12 protein-coding genes are annotated in these 17,770 nt (G+C 42.3%); all 12 read left to right on the top strand.

Going from position 1 to position 17,770, the window contains the following annotated elements; translation table 11 throughout:
* The first annotated feature begins 529 nt into the window (after window positions 1-529).
* The 12 genes from KQP79_RS20850 to KQP79_RS20795 all read left to right on the top strand — a co-directional run bounded on the left by KQP79_RS20850 (window position 530) and on the right by KQP79_RS20795 (window position 17,760).
* Window positions 530-3,949, top strand: a complete 3,420-nt coding sequence (locus KQP79_RS20850; RefSeq protein WP_009038935.1) for a TonB-dependent receptor — start codon at window positions 530-532, stop codon at window positions 3,947-3,949.
* Between the two features lie 20 nt (window positions 3,950-3,969).
* Window positions 3,970-5,703, top strand: coding sequence for a RagB/SusD family nutrient uptake outer membrane protein (locus KQP79_RS20845; RefSeq protein ID WP_008642600.1), 1,734 nt, complete (start codon window positions 3,970-3,972; stop codon window positions 5,701-5,703).
* Between the two features lie 19 nt (window positions 5,704-5,722).
* Complete coding sequence (locus KQP79_RS20840) at window positions 5,723-6,514, top strand: endonuclease/exonuclease/phosphatase family protein (RefSeq protein ID WP_004310723.1); 792 nt, start codon at window positions 5,723-5,725, stop codon at window positions 6,512-6,514.
* Window positions 6,515-6,542: 28 nt separating this feature from the next.
* On the top strand, window positions 6,543-8,699 hold the full coding sequence (locus KQP79_RS20835; protein ID WP_008642601.1) for an alpha-N-acetylglucosaminidase: 2,157 nt from the start codon (window positions 6,543-6,545) through the stop codon (window positions 8,697-8,699).
* An 8-nt stretch (window positions 8,700-8,707) separates the two neighbouring features.
* Window positions 8,708-9,850 (top strand): glycerate kinase, encoded by a 1,143-nt coding sequence (locus KQP79_RS20830; RefSeq protein ID WP_061448449.1) that lies wholly within the window; start codon window positions 8,708-8,710, stop codon window positions 9,848-9,850.
* 6 nt (window positions 9,851-9,856) lie between these two features.
* Complete coding sequence (locus KQP79_RS20825) at window positions 9,857-11,113, top strand: GntP family permease (RefSeq protein WP_004296444.1); 1,257 nt, start codon at window positions 9,857-9,859, stop codon at window positions 11,111-11,113.
* 14 nt (window positions 11,114-11,127) lie between these two features.
* Window positions 11,128-12,213: an acyltransferase family protein gene (locus KQP79_RS20820; RefSeq protein WP_061448450.1), complete on the top strand. Its 1,086-nt coding sequence runs from the start codon at window positions 11,128-11,130 to the stop codon at window positions 12,211-12,213.
* A 6-nt stretch (window positions 12,214-12,219) separates the two neighbouring features.
* Window positions 12,220-14,403 (top strand): alpha-N-acetylglucosaminidase, encoded by a 2,184-nt coding sequence (locus tag KQP79_RS20815; RefSeq protein WP_138343230.1) that lies wholly within the window; start codon window positions 12,220-12,222, stop codon window positions 14,401-14,403.
* Between the two features lie 118 nt (window positions 14,404-14,521).
* Window positions 14,522-15,103: an RNA polymerase sigma factor gene (locus KQP79_RS20810; RefSeq protein ID WP_004317492.1), complete on the top strand. Its 582-nt coding sequence runs from the start codon at window positions 14,522-14,524 to the stop codon at window positions 15,101-15,103.
* 108 nt (window positions 15,104-15,211) lie between these two features.
* Window positions 15,212-16,168, top strand: coding sequence for a FecR family protein (locus KQP79_RS20805; RefSeq protein ID WP_008646407.1), 957 nt, complete (start codon window positions 15,212-15,214; stop codon window positions 16,166-16,168).
* Between the two features lie 31 nt (window positions 16,169-16,199).
* A complete protein-coding gene (locus KQP79_RS20800; RefSeq protein WP_004296439.1) occupies window positions 16,200-16,973 on the top strand; it encodes an endonuclease/exonuclease/phosphatase family protein in 774 nt (257 codons plus the stop codon).
* 7 nt (window positions 16,974-16,980) lie between these two features.
* Window positions 16,981-17,760 carry a hypothetical protein gene (locus KQP79_RS20795; RefSeq protein ID WP_061448452.1) on the top strand — a complete coding sequence of 260 codons (780 nt, stop codon included), beginning with the start codon at window positions 16,981-16,983 and terminating at the stop codon, window positions 17,758-17,760.
* Window positions 17,761-17,770 lie beyond the last annotated feature (10 nt).

The raw sequence follows: 17,770 nt of genomic DNA, 5'->3' as shown, positions 1-17,770 counted from the left end.
CGAGATCAGCCTCGGTCTCGTGGGCTCGGAGATGTGTATAAGAGACAGGACTTAAGTCAAACGAAAACTCATTAGGCAATCAAAAAAATAATATAGGCAAGAAGAAAAAATAAAAGTAGCATAGTGGCGAGGTATAATTAACGATAGCATAGTTCATTCATTTCCGTACCGGAATGAATCTATTTTTAAGGGTGTGATTGCCCTGAATCAAATCCCCAAAATTTTCAGACTGAGCCGAGTTCTGGTGGAATCACTCATATGTGAGGTGGATGTTGCTCATTCTTTTTCAGGTAAAGACACTAATTTATGCATTAAATGAGAAAATACGATATCCACCCTTTATATTTTCTAAAAAAAACTATACCTTCGAAGTGGTTTCTTTCTTTTTTATCAAGTATGGATGGATTTCCGGCAAGTTCTCCTATATTTCCCGAATTAATATTCATTAACTTATTTGCCGTAATACTTTTTAATATCTCTTGTGTATTAGCTAATAGATATTGAACTATTAACTTTAAAGACTAATATTATGGAAAAAGATTCTCCTTTTTCATCCACCGGCAGAAGGTGTATTGTAACCCTAATGTGCATATTTGTCACTGCTTTTGTTTATGCACAACAGCAAAAAATATCGGTTAGTATCAAAGAGCTTCCTCTTAAAGAAGCTATCAGTCAGATAGCAGAGAAGGCATCGATGAATGTAGCCTATAGCAAAGAATTTGTGGATACGAGTAGGAAAGTGTCATTGGAGGTAAAAGACACAGAGATAAACAAAGCGCTAACTCTTTTGCTAAAAGGGACTAACATTGGGTTCCGTTTCCTGGATGACAGTATTTTATTTTATAATAAAGAATATCAAAATAAAACTGACCCTGTTGATTCGCAAGGAGAGAAAAAGGAACTATATGTGAAAGGTAAAGTTACTGACGAGAATGCGGAACCGATCATCGGAGCCACCGTATCGGTAAAAGGCTCGACTACAGGTACAATCACCGATATCAATGGTCAGTATTCCATCAAGGTACCCTATGGAAGTACACTTCGGTACTCATACGTCGGCTACCGTGAAGAAAGCGTCATAGCGAAAGCAACGACAGTAAACGTAGTGATGAAAGAGAATGCTGTCAGCCTGGAAGATGTAGTAGTTGTAGGTTATGGCGTGCAAAAGAAAGTGAATGTAACAGGTGCCGTATCTATGGTTAAAGCGGAGGCTATTGAGAACAGGCCTATAACTAACGTAACTACAGGGCTGCAAGGATTGTTGCCTGGAGTTAGTATTGTTTCCTCTTCGGGGCAGCCGGGTGCTGTGCCCAGCATCAACATTCGTGGTACGGGAACCATCAATAGTAGTACAGCACCTTTGATCTTGATTGACGGAGTAGCCGGGGGAGACATTAACTTATTGAATCCTTCGGACATCGAAAGCGTATCAGTACTGAAAGATGCCGCCTCATCAGCTATTTATGGAGCACGTGCCGCTAACGGTGTTATTCTTGTAACGACTAAAAAGGGAGAAAAGAAAGAGCGCGTAGTATTCCAATATAACGGATATGCCGGATTCCAGACTCCCACAGCATTGCCCGAACTTGTTAATGGAAGGGAATACATGGAACTCTCCAATGAAGCCATGAGTGCTGCTGGATTTTCCAAGCCCTATACACAAGAGGCTTTCGATAAATATGATTCGGGATTGTACCCCAACGAATATTCCAATACAGACTGGATTGACGAAATATACAAAAGCCGGGCTTTTCAAACGGGACATAATGTGAGCGCACGGGGTGGAAGCGAGAAAACCGGATTTTTTATGTCGTATGGTTTTCTGGATCAGGATGGACTGGTTGTAGGTGACGGATATAGTTCCAAAAGACATAATGCGCGTATCAGTGTAAACACGGAGGTATATGATCGTTTGAAACTGACCGGACAGATGAGCTATGTTGATTTCTATAAAAAGGACTTAGGTTATAGTGGCACATCAGGAGTATTCCGCCTGTCACAGCGTATGTCTCCGTTACTTCCCGTCATGTGGCAAATTCCTGATGAGAATGGCCGGATGGTAGATAGTGAGAACTGGTCGTACGGTTCGGTGCGTAACCCCTTGCAAGTAGCCTATGAGTCGGGAATGGAAGAACGGAAAACACGTGTGCTCAATGGTATTTTCAATGCAGATCTCAAAATTATAGACGGACTGAACGTAGGTATGCAGTACTCTGCTAATATATATACCCGCCAAGTGGATGAGTTTAACCCGAAGATGTTGTCTTATTACTCGGACGGTAGCCCGTTGAAAGCAAATGAAGATGCCAAGGACTATATCTCACAAAGCCATCTCGACGTTATGACCCAAACGCTGCAATTCACCCTGAACTTTAATAAAACCATAGGACGCCACGAGTTGGGAGCATTGATGGGATTTTCGCAAGAGTGGGAAAACAGAAGCACACTGGGGGCTACACGTGATAATGTGATGGTTGAGGATATTCACGTTATTAGTGCCGGAATGATTAATTTTATGAATAGCGGAACAAAAGACGAGTGGGCTTTGCGTTCTTACTTTGGTCGTGTCAACTATGCTTTTGACGGTAAATACCTGTTTGAAGCTAACCTGCGTGCCGATGGAACTTCAAGATTTGCCAAGGGCAATCGTTGGGGATATTTTCCATCGTTTTCGGCAGGATGGAACTTTTCACGTGAAAAATTTATGGAGTTCGCTACTTCGGTATTGAGCTCGGGCAAGCTGCGTGCTTCCTGGGGTGAGTTGGGAAATCAAAACATTCCCGGTAATTACTACCCCTACTTGTCACCTATCATAACCGAAGAGTCTTATCCTATCGGAGCTTCTAATACACCTGTTATGGGACTTTGGCAAAACAAAATCGGTAATCCCGACATCAAGTGGGAAACCATCCGCATGCTTAATTTCGGGGTAGACCTTAGTTTTTTGAACAATAGACTGAATGTGGACTTTGATTGGTATAAGAAAGAAAATATTGATGCATTGGTTCGTCCCGATGTTCCGGCTATTGTCGGGGTTTCCAGTAGTAACGTAGGTTATGTCAATCTTGGTAAGATTGATGTCAAAGGATGGGAACTTAATCTGTCATGGCGTGATAAGATCGGAAGTGTAAATTACAATCTCGGGTTCAATCTGTCGGACGCCCGTAATAAGATTACCGATTTGGGTGGAACTCCGGAGTCGCTGACCAGTACGGCTTCCGGTTCGTATCGTCGGGTAGGTGATCCGATAGGTGCTTTCTATGGTTATCTGACTGATGGGCTGGCGCAAGTGTATGACTTCGAATCGGTGAATACAACTACAGGTAAGTACCAGAAACCAAAATTTCCTCTTGTTGCATCACAAAACGGCATTGTACAGCCCGGAGATATTAAGTATCGGGACATCAGTGGTCCTGACGGCGCTCCCGACGGGGTAATTGATGACTACGACAAAGTGGTGTTTGGCGAGAAAGAGCCCCATTACACCTATGCAATCAAGGGTGGTTTGGAATGGAAAGGCATTGATTTCAGTTTCTATTTGCAAGGCGTAGGCAAAGTTGCCGGTTACCTTGAGGATGAGGCTCGACATGCGTTTATCAATGACTACTCAATTCCTAAAAAAGAGCATCTTGACAGATGGACGCCTATGAATCCAAATGCTTCTTATCCCAGACTTTATCAGTCGCAGGAGCACAACAGGCTCTTCAGTGATTACTGGAAAGAGGATGCATCGTACTTGCGCCTGAAGAATATTCAGATAGGTTATCGTTTTCCTGCCCGGATGGTGGCACCTCTTGGCATTAATAGTCTTAGAGTATATGCTTCGGCAGATAACTTGTTTACTAAAACCGATTACTTCGGAGCTTATGACCCTGAAGTGAGGACCACCAGCGGAGATGTCTATCCGCAAGTAAAAACCTATGTTTTTGGATTATCAATAACATTCTAACCTATTAAACGACTATAAAGATGAAATACTCAAAATACTTTTTAATCATTGCTTTCTTTGGTATAGTTACCTCATGTAGTGATTTTCTGGATAGAACGAACCCTAACGAGCCGGACAATGTAACATTCTGGGTGAATGAAGATCAGCTTAAAAATGCCTTGCCTCCCTGTTACGAAGCTTTACAAAAAGACTATCTCGTGAATTGGAGTGAATCGACGGCCGAAACTGTCATGTGGGGGAATATTACTAGTGGACTAAGTAAGGTTTCGGGAGGCAAGCACTCTTATACTGACGGCTTCCCCTTCACTACCTATTGGACAGGAGCGTATAGCTATATTTATCGCTGCAATAATTTTCTGGACAACTATAATAAAGCGCAGGTAGCTCAAAATAAGAAGGACGTTTATGCCGCAGAAGTAAAAACCATCCGGGCGCTTATGTACTTTTACCTCACGACATTTTGGGGTGATGTACCTTGGGTAGGAGAAGTCATCCAGCCCGAAGATGCATATATCGAACGTACTCCCAGAGAGAAAGTCATCGACCAGCTCGTCGAGGATTTGAAATGGGCGGCGGAGCGTATGCCTGAAGAAAGGTATACGGGCGATAAACTGGGAAGACTCGACCGTTGGGGCGCTTTAGCCATATTGGCACGTATTGCCTTGCAAAACGAAAGGTGGGAACTGGCTGCAAAAACGAGTGAGTATATCATCGAAAACAGTCCCTATGGCCTGTATGAATATGAAAAGCTATTTCATCACGAAGGAGATGTCGAGAATGATCCGAAAAATATCGAAGCCATCGTATATAGCCTTTTTGTACCTGAAATCCGTACACAAAGTCTGCCCAATGAAACTTGCAGTCCGACAGACTATATACGCCTCAATCCAACGAAGTCATTAGTGGATGCTTATCTGTGTACAGACGGTAAACCGGCAAAAACCGGATTGGAATATTATAAAAAGACCGGTGTGCAGACCTCATCGTTATACAAGTCGCCTGAAGAGCATTATGTGGATTATTTCCAGAACAGAGATCCTAGAATGAAGATGACTTTATATGCTCCGGGTGACAAATGGCCGGGAGGAGATGACGGTGATCCTGATACGGATAAGGCCAACGAGATATTTAATCTGCCTCGTTTTGCTTCATTGCAAGATAATAATCGTGTGGGGGCAAATAGCCGTACAGGTTTCTATCTGAAAAAGTATAACGATATTGATTTGGCCGGTTCGAGTGTGGGTGGGCATGGGAATCTCAATGTCATCCGCTTTGCCGAAATCTTGCTGATTTATGCCGAAGCCACTTTCGAACTACAAGGCAAGAAACTGACACAAACACAGATTGATTACTCCATCAACAGGCTTAGAGATCGTGTGAATATGCATCGTATGAACCTTGACGAACTTGGCGCATGGGGGATGGATCTCGAAACCGAATTGAGAAGAGAACGTCGCATTGAGTTGGCAGGTGAAGGAACAAGATACGCCGATGTGATGCGCTGGCGTGAAGGCGAACTTCGCTTTGGACGTGCCATCACCGGTCCCAGCCTGAAAGTTTGTATGAATGATTTGGGCGCCAACCCGTATCCCGATACCGGAGTAGATGAGTTTGGTGATGTTATCTACGAAAAGTCTACCGCGGAAGGCGGAGCACGCTACTTCGACGCAACGAAACATTATTTGTGGCCCGTGCCTAATCCCGAGCGTCAGAAGAATCCTCTGTTAGGACAAAATCCGGGCTGGGAAAAGTAATCATAAAAAAATAGAAACCATGTATTCAATGAAGAAATATTTATTATTGTTTTTATGCCTGACTTTGGGCGTTGCCTATGCGCAAGATACTCTACGGGTGCGGGTAATGACCTATAATTTAAGATTTGGCGAACTGGCATCTTTAGAGGAACTTGCTCATCACATCAAATCCTTCAAACCTGATTTTGTGGCGCTTCAGGAAGTGGATAGCAAAACAGACCGTAAGCGTACCCCGCATCAGAAGGGGAAGGATTTTATATCCGAACTTGCCTATCATACAGGGATGTTTGGGCTTTACGGAAAAACGATTGACTATTCTACCGGTTATTACGGTATTGGGATGTTAAGTAAATATCCATATATTTCTGTCCAAAAGATAATGCTGCCCCATCCGGTCAAAGAGCATGAGAGGCGGGCCATGCTGGAGGGATTATTCGAAATGGGTAATGATACCATTGTTTTTACCTCTACGCATCTGGACGTCAACTCTCAAGAAACACGGGCGGAGCAAATAAAATTTATTACCGGGCATTTCAAAAATTATAAATATCCTGTAATTTTGGGAGGTGATTTCAACGCGCGTCATTACTCGGAGGCAATACGTGGTATGGATAGCTGGTTTGCTGCAAGCAACGATGATTTTGGAATGCCGGCATGGAAACCTGTGATTAAGATCGATTACTTGTTTGCTTACCCGCAAAAAGGATGGCGTGTGATTAGTACACAAACTGTTCAGTCGCTTTTGTCAGACCATTTACCGATTATTACGGAACTGGAATATGTGAAAGAAGCATCGAAGAAAAAATATTGATACTCACTTATAACATTTATGATTTTCTATGATACATACAATAATCAAGTATTTATTGATTTCAACAACGCTTTTTTTCTGCTCATGCCACAAGCCTAAGACGGATATTATCACCCCCGCCAAACAGTTAATAGAACGTCAGATTGGGGAAAGAGCACAGTCTATCCACTTTGAATATATCGAACCATCCGACGGTAAAGATATATTCGAAGTGATAGCAAGCGACGGCCGGCTTACCCTAAGGGGAAGCAGCTCCGTTGCTATCTGTTACGCTTTTCATACGTACATGAAAGAGGCCTGCAAGAGTATGAAAACATGGAGCGGTGAACATATAACGTCGGTGATGCCGTGGCCCGATTATGAATTGTATGAACAGGTGTCCCCTTATGAGTTGCGTTATTTCCTTAATGTTTGTACATTCGGCTACACTACTCCTTACTGGGACTGGGAGCGTTGGGAAAAGGAAATTGACAGGATGGCTCTTTATGGTGTAAATATGCCTTTGGCTACTGTGGCCAGCGAAGCCATTGCGGAACGGGTATGGCTGCGTATGGGATTGAACAAAGAAGAAATCCGTGAGTTTTTCACTGCCCCCGCACACCTTCCCTGGCATCGCATGGGCAATCTGAACAAGTGGGACGGTCCCTTATCTGATGCATGGCAACAGAACCAAATCGCTTTGCAGCATCAAATCCTGACCCGTATGCGCGAGTTGGGTATGCAGCCCATAGCACCCGCGTTTGCAGGTTTCGTGCCGGAAGGATTCGTCCAGAAACATCCCGACACACAATTCCGGCACATGCGGTGGGGTGGTTTTGATGAAGAGTACAACGCCTATGTATTGCCACCGGATTCACCTTTTTTCGAAGAGATAGGCAAACTGTTTGTCGAAGAGTGGGAAAAAGAGTTTGGAGAAAATACGTATTATCTCTCGGATAGTTTTAATGAGATGGAGCTGCCTATCGATAAGGAAGATAAAGAAGCGAAATATAAGTTATTGGCCGAGTATGGAGAAACGATCTATAAATCAATTGCAGCCGGAAACCCGGATGCCGTTTGGGTTACACAGGGATGGACATTCGGATATCAACATTCATTCTGGGATAAAGAATCGCTTAAAGCCTTGTTAAGCAATGTACCTGATGATAAAATGATTATCATTGATTTGGGCAATGATTATCCGAAATGGGTGTGGAACACCGAGCAAACATGGAAAGTACATGATGGGTTTTACGGAAAGAAATGGATATTCAGCTATGTACCCAACTTTGGTGGGAAAAACACCATGACAGGAGACTTGGACATGTATGCTAGTTCCTCGGTCAAAGCATTACGTGCCGCAAATAAAGGTAACTTGATTGGGTTCGGTTCTGCCCCTGAAGGACTCGAAAACAATGAGGTTGTTTACGAACTGTTAGCCGATATGGGATGGTCATCAGATAGTATCGACCTGGACGATTGGATGAAGATATACTGCGAGGCCCGTTATGGAGGATATCCCGATGCCATGGAGGAAGCTTGGAAACTTTTTCGGAAAACAGCATATAGTTCTTTATATTCATACCCCCGTTTTACCTGGCAAACCGTAATATCCGATCAACGGCGGATCAGTAAAATCGACCTTAGTGATGATTACTTGCAGGCTATACGTTTGTATGCTAGTTGCGCTGACGAACTGAAAAGCTCTGAATTATACAGAAACGACCTCATAGAGTTTGTTTCGTATTATGTAGCGGCTAAAGCTGAAAATTTTTATAAGCAGGCCCTAAAAGATGATTCGGAGAATCGTGTTCTCGCAGCGCAACGTAATCTGCAACAAACTGTTGATTTGTTGATGGACGTTGACAGGCTGTTGGCCTCTCATCCTTTATATCGATTAGAAGAATGGGTGGAACTTGCGCGCAATAGCGGAACAACTCTTCAGGAAAAAGATGCTTATGAGGCAAATGCCAAACGCTTGATTACAAGTTGGGGTGGTATTCAGGAAGATTATGCTGCCCGTTTCTGGAGCGGGCTGATTAAAGACTACTATATCCCTCGTATACAGCTCTATTTCACAAAAGACCGGAATAAAATCCGAGAATGGGAGGAGCAATGGATTACATCTCCCTGGAGTAACAGTACGACTCCGTTTGATGATCCGGTCGAGGCTGCATTGAGTTTAATAGAGAAAACAAATAAGTGATAGCTTTTATGAAAAAGATTGTATTGGCATTCGACTCGTTTAAAGGTTCGGTCGGTTCTTTCGAGATAGCGAAAGCTGCCGAAAAAGCGATTCAGGAGGAATTACCCGACTGTCAGATTATACGTTTCCCCATAGCTGATGGCGGCGAAGGGACTACAGAAGCTCTATGCTCTGCCCTTCATGCTCAAACGGTGTCATGTCGGGTGCATGATCCATTCATGAAGCCAATTGAAGTATCGTATGGCATCGTAAACAATGGTGCGATGGCTATTATCGAAATGGCCTCGGCCTGCGGTCTGCCATTAATCGATTCAAGTCGGAGAAACCCCATGAAGACTACGACTTATGGAGTTGGAGAAATGGTTGCTGACGCATTAAAACGCGGGTGTCGGGAATTCATTATCGGTATCGGCGGAAGTGCTACGAATGATGCGGGAATTGGTATGCTAAAGGCTTTAGGTGCACGTTTTTTAGATAGCGGAAACGGTGAGTTGGAGCCTGTCGGCGAAAATCTGATAAAAGTCCATCAAATAGATATTTCCCAATTGAATCCGGCATTGAAGGAGAGTCACTTTACGATCGCCTGTGATGTTAGTAATCCATTTTTTGGAAAAGAGGGTGCAGCCTATGTATACGCTCCCCAAAAAGGGGCAAATAGTTTGCAAGTGATAGAGTTGGACAATGGGTTGCGGCATTATGCACAGGTGATAAAGGAATATACAAATATGGATATATCGCAGCTTCCCGGTGCCGGAGCAGCCGGAGGAATGGGAGGCGGCCTGCTTCCGTTTTTGAATGCAGAATTGCAATCCGGAATAGAAGTTATATTGAAAACGCTTCGTTTCGAAGAGGTCGTCCGACAGGCAGATCTGATACTGACCGGAGAGGGTAAACTGGATCGCCAGACTGGTATGGGAAAGGCGCTGGACGGAATTTTACGTGCCGGTGAGAAATGTCAGGTTCCGGTGATAGCGCTGGGGGGAGCGGTCGAAGCCACCGAAGCGCTTAATAGGATGGGGTTTACTGCCGTACTGCCTATTCAACCTTTTCCGGTAACACTTGAAGAGGCGATGCGACCGGAGTTTACGAAAGAAAACATAGAGAGAACGGTGCGACAGGTGGTGAGAATCATAAAACAATTTACTAAATAATACTCAATGACAGCGATAGGCGCATTAATCGGGCTTTCATTATCCATACTGTTAATCATAAGAAAGCTTTCTCCGACATACAGTCTGATTATCGGAGCGATAGTTGGAGGGTTGTTGGGAGGACTATCTTTAAATGAGACCGTAACGGTAATGACCGAAGGGGTGAAAGAGGTCACCCCGGCGGTATTGCGGATTCTGACAGCCGGAGTCTTGTCAGGCATATTAATACAAACCGGGGCTACCACGGTCATCTCCAATGCGATTATAAACAAAATGGGTGAGAAACGGGTATTTATGGCATTGGCACTCGCAACGATGTTGCTTTGTACGGTAGGCGTCTTTATTGATGTGGCTGTGATAACCGTTGCGCCGGTGGCTCTTTCGATAGGCAAGCGTCTAAACCTGTCTCCATCTGTATTGCTTATTGCTATGATCGGGGGAGGTAAATGTGGAAATATCATATCACCTAACCCGAACACCATTATAGCAGCCGGAAATTTTAATGCAGATCTATCGGCTGTAATGTTTGCCAATATTTTACCGGCAGTGATCGGTTTGTTTTTCACTGTTTTTGTTATTGTCCGTCTGATGCCTCAAACAGTGAAAAACAAAAAAACAATGATGCAAACAGAGGATAAAGAGGAAGAGAGAAATCTGCCTTCGTTAAGAACCAGTCTGATTGCTCCTGTTGTTACGATTGTTTTATTGGCATTACGTCCTGCGGCAGGAATCAATATCGATCCTTTGATAGCTTTGCCGGTAGGTGGCTTATGTGGTGCTATCTGTATGAAACAATGGAAAAACATTCTTCCGAGTATAGCGTATGGACTGCAAAAGATGTCTGTGGTAGCTATTCTGCTGATAGGAACCGGAACTATTGCCGGCATCATAAAGAACTCTTCTTTGAAAGATTGGATTCTTACAGGATTAGATCATGCTCATATTAGTGATGCATTGATTGCTCCTATATCAGGCGCGTTGATGTCGGCGGCTACCGCATCGACAACAGCCGGAGCGACACTGGCTTCTTCTTCGTTCGCTGAAACGATATTGGCTATAGGCATTTCTGCAGTTTGGGGGGCAGCTATGATTAATTCCGGAGCTACAGTTCTTGACCATTTGCCACATGGTTCGTTCTTTCATGCGACAGGAGGCGTATGCGAACTCAACTTTAAAGAACGTCTGAAGCTGATACCTTATGAATCGCTTATAGGGATAGTGTTAGCTGCCGGAACGACTATTTTATATATAATAAGTAATTAAAAGAATCAAATATTATGAATCCGAACAAACGGTTACTTTCGCTTGATGTACTTCGGGGTATTACTGTTGCCGGGATGATCTTGGTCAACAATACAGGAAAGTGCGGGTATAACTTTGCCGCTTTTGCACATGCCAAGTGGGATGGCTTTTCGCCAGCCGATCTGGTATTTCCGATGTTTATGTTCCTGATGGGTATTTCGACCTACATCTCCTTGTGTAAGTATAACTTCCAGTGTCGACCGGCCATTGCGAAAATCATAAAAAGAAGTCTCTTATTAATATTTATTGGTCTGGTTATGGAGTGGTTCATAACAGCAATAGATAGTGGTAACTATTTTGATTTGAGTCAGCTCCGGTTGATGGGAGTTATGCAACGGCTTGGGATTTGTTATGGTATTACAGCCTTATTGGCCGTGACAATACCGCATAAGCGTTTTATGCCATTAGCTATTATCTTGCTGATTGTCTACTTTATTTTTCAGTTATTTGGAAACGGATTTGAAAAGAGTGCGGATAATATCGTCGGGATTGTTGATTCGGCTATTTTAGGGTCTAACCACATGTATCTTCAGGGCCGCCAGTTTGTCGATCCCGAGGGGATACTTAGTACGATTCCCGCTGTGTCTCAAGTAATGATCGGTTTTGTTTGTGGAAAGATAATCATCGATATTAAAGACAATGACCGCCGGATGCTGAATCTATTTCTTATAGGTACCACGCTGTTGTTTGCCGGCTATTTGTTAAGCTATGCCTGTCCTTTGAATAAACGTTTGTGGTCTCCTTCGTTCGTTTTGCTCACTTGTGGGATTGCGGCATTGTCATTGGCATTGCTGCTCTATATCATTGATGTGAAGCAGAATAAAAAGTGGTTTTCGTTTTTCGAAGCATTTGGAGCGAATCCGCTTGTAATCTATGTGTTTAGCTGCATAGCCGGAGGATTGCTTGTGCATTGGCATATCCATACGGCTGTATTCAGTAATTTGCTTAACCCGTTATTCGGAAATTACTTCGGTTCATTTATGTACGGTGTATTTTTCCTGTTGTTCAATGGGCTGTTGGGATATGTTTTGTTAAAAAGAAAAATCTATATAAAATTATAAATCAGAATGAAAAGAAAAAGTGTATACACGTGTCTGGTTATGTTGTTTATGTCGTTGGTTCTTCAGGCTAAAGACAAAGACGTAGCTGTTGCGGAAGCATTATTGAAACGTTTGCTTCCGTCATACATCGAGAGTTTTCAGTTTCAAAAGTTGAAAGGAGAGAAAGACTGCTTTACGATAGAGTCTGTAAAAGATAAAATTGTAATTGGCGGAAACAATGCCAATTCAATGGCGATGGGACTGAACCATTATCTAAAATATTACTGTCTCACTACAGTGTCATGGTATGCGGATATAGCCGTTGAAATTCCTGAAGAATTGCCGATGGTTGGTGAGAAGGTGGTTTCGGAAGCGCGAGTGGATACTCGTTTTTTCCTGAATTACTGCACGTATGGTTATACGATGCCTTGGTGGCAATGGAAAGAATGGGAGCGCTTTATTGACTGGATGGCCCTTAATGGTATAAATATGCCTTTGGCAATTACCGGACAAGAAGCCGTGTGGTATAAAGTCTGGTCGAAAATGGGAATGTCGGACATCGAAATACGCTCTTACTTCACGGGACCGCCGTATCTGCCCTGGCATCGGATGGCTAACATAGATCGTTGGAACGGTCCGTTGCCGATGGAATGGCTGGAACACCAGGTAAGCTTGCAGAAAAAAATACTCGCACGTGAGCGTGAATTGAATATGAAGCCCGTATTACCAGCCTTCGCCGGACATGTACCTGCCGATTTAAAACGGATTTATCCCGAGGCCGATATTCAATATTTGGGCAAATGGGCCGGCTTTGCTGATGCATATCGTTGTAACTTTTTGAACCCTAACGATGCTTTGTTTGCGAAAATTCAGAAGCTATTTCTTGATGAACAAAAAAAACTTTTCGGAACCGATCATATTTATGGTTTAGATCCTTTCAACGAGGTTGACCCGCCCAGTTTCGAACCCGAATATTTGCGGAAGATAGCATCGGATATGTACGCTGCATTGACGGCTGCCGATCCCAAAGCCCAATGGATGCAAATGACGTGGATGTTTTATTTTGATAAAGATAAATGGACTTCCGAGCGAATGAAGGCTTTGCTGACAGGAGTGCCACAGAATAAAATGATATTACTTGATTATCATTGTGAAAATGTTGAATTATGGAAAAGAACAGAGCATTTTCATGATCAGCCCTATATTTGGTGTTATCTGGGCAATTTCGGAGGAAACACGACTTTGACAGGTAACGTCAAAGAAAGTGGCGCACGACTTGAGAATGCTCTCATTAACGGTGGAGGCAACCTTAAAGGAATCGGCTCTACGCTGGAAGGATTGGATGTGATGCAATTTCCCTACGAATACATTCTTGAGAAAGCATGGAATCTGAATGTAGATGATAATAAATGGATTGAATGTCTGGCTGACAGGCATGTGGGATGCGTGTCGCAGCCTGTGCGCGATGCTTGGAAACGATTATTCAATGACATTTATGCACAAGTGCCGCGCACATTGGGTACTTTACCCGGGTATCGCCCTGTATTGAATAAGAACAGTGAAAAACGCACAAGTAATGTGTACAGCAATGTTGAACTACTAGAGGTTTGGAGAAAACTGAACGAAGCACCTTCTGACCGGAGAGATGCTTTTCGTCTGGATTTGATTACTGTAGGCAGACAGGTGCTTGGAAACTACTTTCTTGATGTGAAAATGGAGTTTGACAGGATGGTTGAAGCTAAAGATTATCAGGCTTTGAAAGCTTGCGGCGAGAAAATGAAGGAGATATTGAATGATTTGGATAAGCTGAATGCCTTTCATCCTTACTGTTCGCTGGATAAATGGATTGATGATGCACGGAAGATGGGGGATTCTCCCCAGTTGAAAGACTATTATGAAAAGAATGCTCGCAACTTGATTACGACTTGGGGTGGAAGCCTGAACGATTATGCCAGCCGTTCGTGGGCAGGACTGATAAGAGATTATTATGCAAAACGCTGGGAGGTGTATATCAATACATTCATCAAAGCGGTCGAGAAAGGTGTAGAGGTGGATCAGAAACAACTTGAAGATGAATTAAAAGAAATAGAAGAAGGTTGGATAAATGCAACTGATCGGAATGATGTTCGAAAAGATATTCATTCAGCAACTGACGGATTATTATCATTCTCCACTTTTTTATTCAGCAAATATCAAAGACTGGTGAAATAAATAAGAGGCCTGTTTCATTTGTTGTTCGCGAATCATGCTATATCAGAAAGAATTAATATATTTGAAAATAAGGACTTGATATAATAAGCTTTTTATTTTCATATTTAAAATGATTAAGATGTCCCAGAAATACTCACAGGATGAAGCCCAAGCTTTGGTTAAGGCTCTGAAAGAGGGGAACCAGCTGGCATTTAGTATTGTATACAAGACGTATGCGGCGCAGACCTTTTCTTTGGCATTTAAATATCTGCTGAATAAAGAATTGGCTGAAGATGCTGTGCAGAACTTATTCTTAAAACTCTGGCTGAAAAAAGAAGAGATCGATGAAACAAAACCCATAAACAGATACCTTTTTACGATGTTGAAGAACGATCTGCTCAATACGTTGAGAGATTCAAAGAAAAATATCTATTTACTTGAGGATTGCCTTTCAATGGTTTTGGAATTGGAAGACAATTCTCAAAACGAAAACCTTAAACAAGAACAAATGAACATCATACAGCAAGCTCTTGAGCAACTTTCGCCACAACGCCGCAAGGTTTTTGAAATGAAAGTTTCGGGAAAATACTCCAATCAGGAAATAGCCGATAAACTTAATCTTTCGATCAATACAATTAAATTTCAATATAGCCAATCTTTGAAGCAGATTCGCGCGACAGTGGGAGAGCTTAGCCTATTGTTGCTTTATTGTATGATGTAGTTTTATCACTTTTTGCTGATATGGAACGTTCTTTTGAATTAACACGGTTTAACGTAGTCTGTATAATACTTTTTTGTAACAGTGTGTATTACTAATAGATATTGAAATATGAAATCAAAAAAGAAACATACAAATCAGGACTTTGAAGTAGTTGACGGCATCGGGAAATATATGGATGACGACATTCAGAGGATAATAGAAGGCAAACAGCTCGAATTGGGCGACAGAGAATTGCCTCCTTTTGATGAATATCGCATTTATAAGAATATTCAGGAAGCCGTGATGCGGGAAGAAAAACGAAAGAACAGGAGAATCAGGATGCCATTGTTCTTTAAGTGGACGGTGGCCTGTGCAATTGTTTTGCTAGTGATAGGTGTGGGATATAATTTCTATCAAAGTCATAATGAGGCAAACCTTGTTTATCGGGAGGTCTGTGCTGTAAGGGGGGAGAAGCTACTCGTATTACTTCCTGATGGTAGCCGGGTGTGGTTAAATGCCGATTCTAAATTGACCTATCCGGAACAGTTTGCAAAATACAACAGGAATGTTACGCTGGAAGGAGAGGCTTATTTTGAGATAGCAGAAAACAAGAAATCCCCTTTTCAGGTACTTGCCGAGAATGTGAAAATACAAGTGACGGGAACGTGTTTCAATGTAAAAGCATACGCTTCGGATAAGGTAATCAAAACTACACTCGACGAAGGAAGTATAAATATCGGGCATGTGCAAAGCCGCAGGCCTATGCAGCAAATGCTTCCCGGACAAACTGCAGTTTATGAAAAAAGGAGTAATGTAATAAAAATAAAAACTGATAGATATCACGATGATGCTTCGAGTTGGAAAAGCAACCGGCTTATTTTCAGAAATGCATCATTGAAAGAGGTGCTTACAACACTCTCGCGTCATTTTGATATAGAGATTACAGTTAAAAACGAAAAGATTGCTTCGTTTACGTACGACTTCGTTTGTAAAGGGAACGACCTGAACTATGTGTTGGAGGTGATGCAATCCATAACACCGGTTAGCTTTAAAAAAATATCAGAATATACATATACTGTTGAATAAGTAAACTTAATCTAATAACAAAAACAAATTTATGAAAGCACTTTTAAAGCCCATTGTATGGGTATGCCTTTTCTTTTTTGCGTATCAAAGTACGTATGCGCAGGCTCTTAAAATAATGAGCTATAATTGCCGGATGTCCGGGGAAATGACCGGTTACTCGGTGAAGGAGTATGCTGTATTTATCAGGAAATACAATCCGGATGTTGTAATGTTGCAAGAGATAGATTACAACACAAAAAGGAATAAAAATCAGGATTTCACCACTCAATTGGCTGCGGAGTTGGGATTGTTTTCCGTATTCGGGAAAGCGATGGATACTGGTGGTGGAGAATATGGAGTAGCTATCCTTTCAAAATATCCTTTTGTTTATATCAATAACAAAACTTTTGAAGGTATAGACGGAGCCAAAGAACCCCGGACGCTATTATATGTAGATATTCAGGAGCCGGGAACTTCAGACGTAATCAGGATAGGAACGACTCACCTGGATCATTCGACGGACCTGATAAGGAGTGCAATGGCCGAACAGATTAATGAGCGGATTGGTACGGGAGATACTCCGACACTGCTGGGGGGAGATTTTAATGCCCGAACCGACTCTAATGTGATTTGTGAGGTAATGAAGAACTGGCAGAGAATCTGTGATGATACATTCACCTATCCGGCAGATCAGCCGACAATCAAGATTGATTATATATTCGGACTTCCACAGAATAAGTGGAAAGTGAAGTCGTTTAAAGTTTTATCTAATCCGGAAGTTTCTGACCACAGGGCTTTGTTTGCTGAAGTTGAATTTGTAAAATGAATGAAATATGAAATCAAACTATCTATATCTGCTATTTATATGTGTCATCTCTTGTCTGTTTGTTTCGTGTAGTGATGAGGATAACAAGGGAGAAGATATTCCGGAATGGAACCGGTTCAGAACAACTAACGTATTGGTTTATGCACACTTGTCAGAGCAAAATCTATTTAGTTCTTGTAGTTATAAAGAGGTGGCGTCATCTATCAGAAACACTGTTCATTCAGTGGCATTGCTGGACAGGACGAACGCTGTCTATGGGCAAACAGCAATCATAAATACGGGTACGGAGACTGCTAGAGAAAGCAAGAAAGTGCCGGTGTTTGTACCTGTCAGCTATAGTGACGGAGAAAAAAAGATAATCGGCAGTACTGTGCTTTTTCCTTCTACTATTTCCGAGATGACACAATATGTAGTAAAAAACGATTGCAGATATCTTGAAACAAAAACAGAAGCAGTGAACGGAATAGATATGCTCTTCTGTTCTGTGTCATTAAACAGTGAAGACCTGATAGCTCCGGCTGTTGACGTATTTAAGAAAAAGGTAAACGAACAGACGGTTCTGGTAGGCACTGTTAAACGTGCGTTATTGCCTAATCTTGAGTCGGCAATTACTTCTAACTTAACTTCTGATACCTATTCTTTCGTAGAAGTGGAAAATAGAAATAGAGACTCCGAGTATTGTATATTTGTCCTGACTTCACATAAATGGGCTTTTAGGGGGGTAACCGAAACAAGTGTAAGCGGAGATTTACATTGTTTTCAATTACAAATCGAATCTTTAAAATAAAAAATGAACG

It is taken from the genome of Bacteroides sp. DH3716P, assembly GCF_025914115.1.
In the GTDB taxonomy this organism is placed as follows: Bacteria; Bacteroidota; Bacteroidia; order Bacteroidales; family Bacteroidaceae; genus Bacteroides; species Bacteroides ovatus.
Note: the sequence above shows the minus strand (reverse complement) of the source record. Positions and strands in the feature narration are given on the sequence as shown.

What these genes read in the sequence shown, in the direction of transcription:
- KQP79_RS20810 (WP_004317492.1), top strand. Translation starts at nt 14,522, where the DNA reads ATGTCCCAGAAATACTCACAGGATGAAGCCCAAGCTTTGGTTAAGGCT.
- KQP79_RS20800 (WP_004296439.1), top strand. Translation starts at nt 16,200, where the DNA reads ATGAAAGCACTTTTAAAGCCCATTGTATGGGTATGCCTTTTCTTTTTT.
- KQP79_RS20850 (WP_009038935.1), top strand. Translation starts at nt 530, where the DNA reads ATGGAAAAAGATTCTCCTTTTTCATCCACCGGCAGAAGGTGTATTGTA.
- KQP79_RS20845 (WP_008642600.1), top strand. Translation starts at nt 3,970, where the DNA reads ATGAAATACTCAAAATACTTTTTAATCATTGCTTTCTTTGGTATAGTT.
- KQP79_RS20805 (WP_008646407.1), top strand. Translation starts at nt 15,212, where the DNA reads ATGAAATCAAAAAAGAAACATACAAATCAGGACTTTGAAGTAGTTGAC.
- KQP79_RS20825 (WP_004296444.1), top strand. Translation starts at nt 9,857, where the DNA reads ATGACAGCGATAGGCGCATTAATCGGGCTTTCATTATCCATACTGTTA.
- KQP79_RS20795 (WP_061448452.1), top strand. Translation starts at nt 16,981, where the DNA reads ATGAAATCAAACTATCTATATCTGCTATTTATATGTGTCATCTCTTGT.
- KQP79_RS20835 (WP_008642601.1), top strand. Translation starts at nt 6,543, where the DNA reads ATGATACATACAATAATCAAGTATTTATTGATTTCAACAACGCTTTTT.
- KQP79_RS20815 (WP_138343230.1), top strand. Translation starts at nt 12,220, where the DNA reads ATGAAAAGAAAAAGTGTATACACGTGTCTGGTTATGTTGTTTATGTCG.
- KQP79_RS20820 (WP_061448450.1), top strand. Translation starts at nt 11,128, where the DNA reads ATGAATCCGAACAAACGGTTACTTTCGCTTGATGTACTTCGGGGTATT.
- KQP79_RS20830 (WP_061448449.1), top strand. Translation starts at nt 8,708, where the DNA reads ATGAAAAAGATTGTATTGGCATTCGACTCGTTTAAAGGTTCGGTCGGT.
- KQP79_RS20840 (WP_004310723.1), top strand. Translation starts at nt 5,723, where the DNA reads ATGTATTCAATGAAGAAATATTTATTATTGTTTTTATGCCTGACTTTG.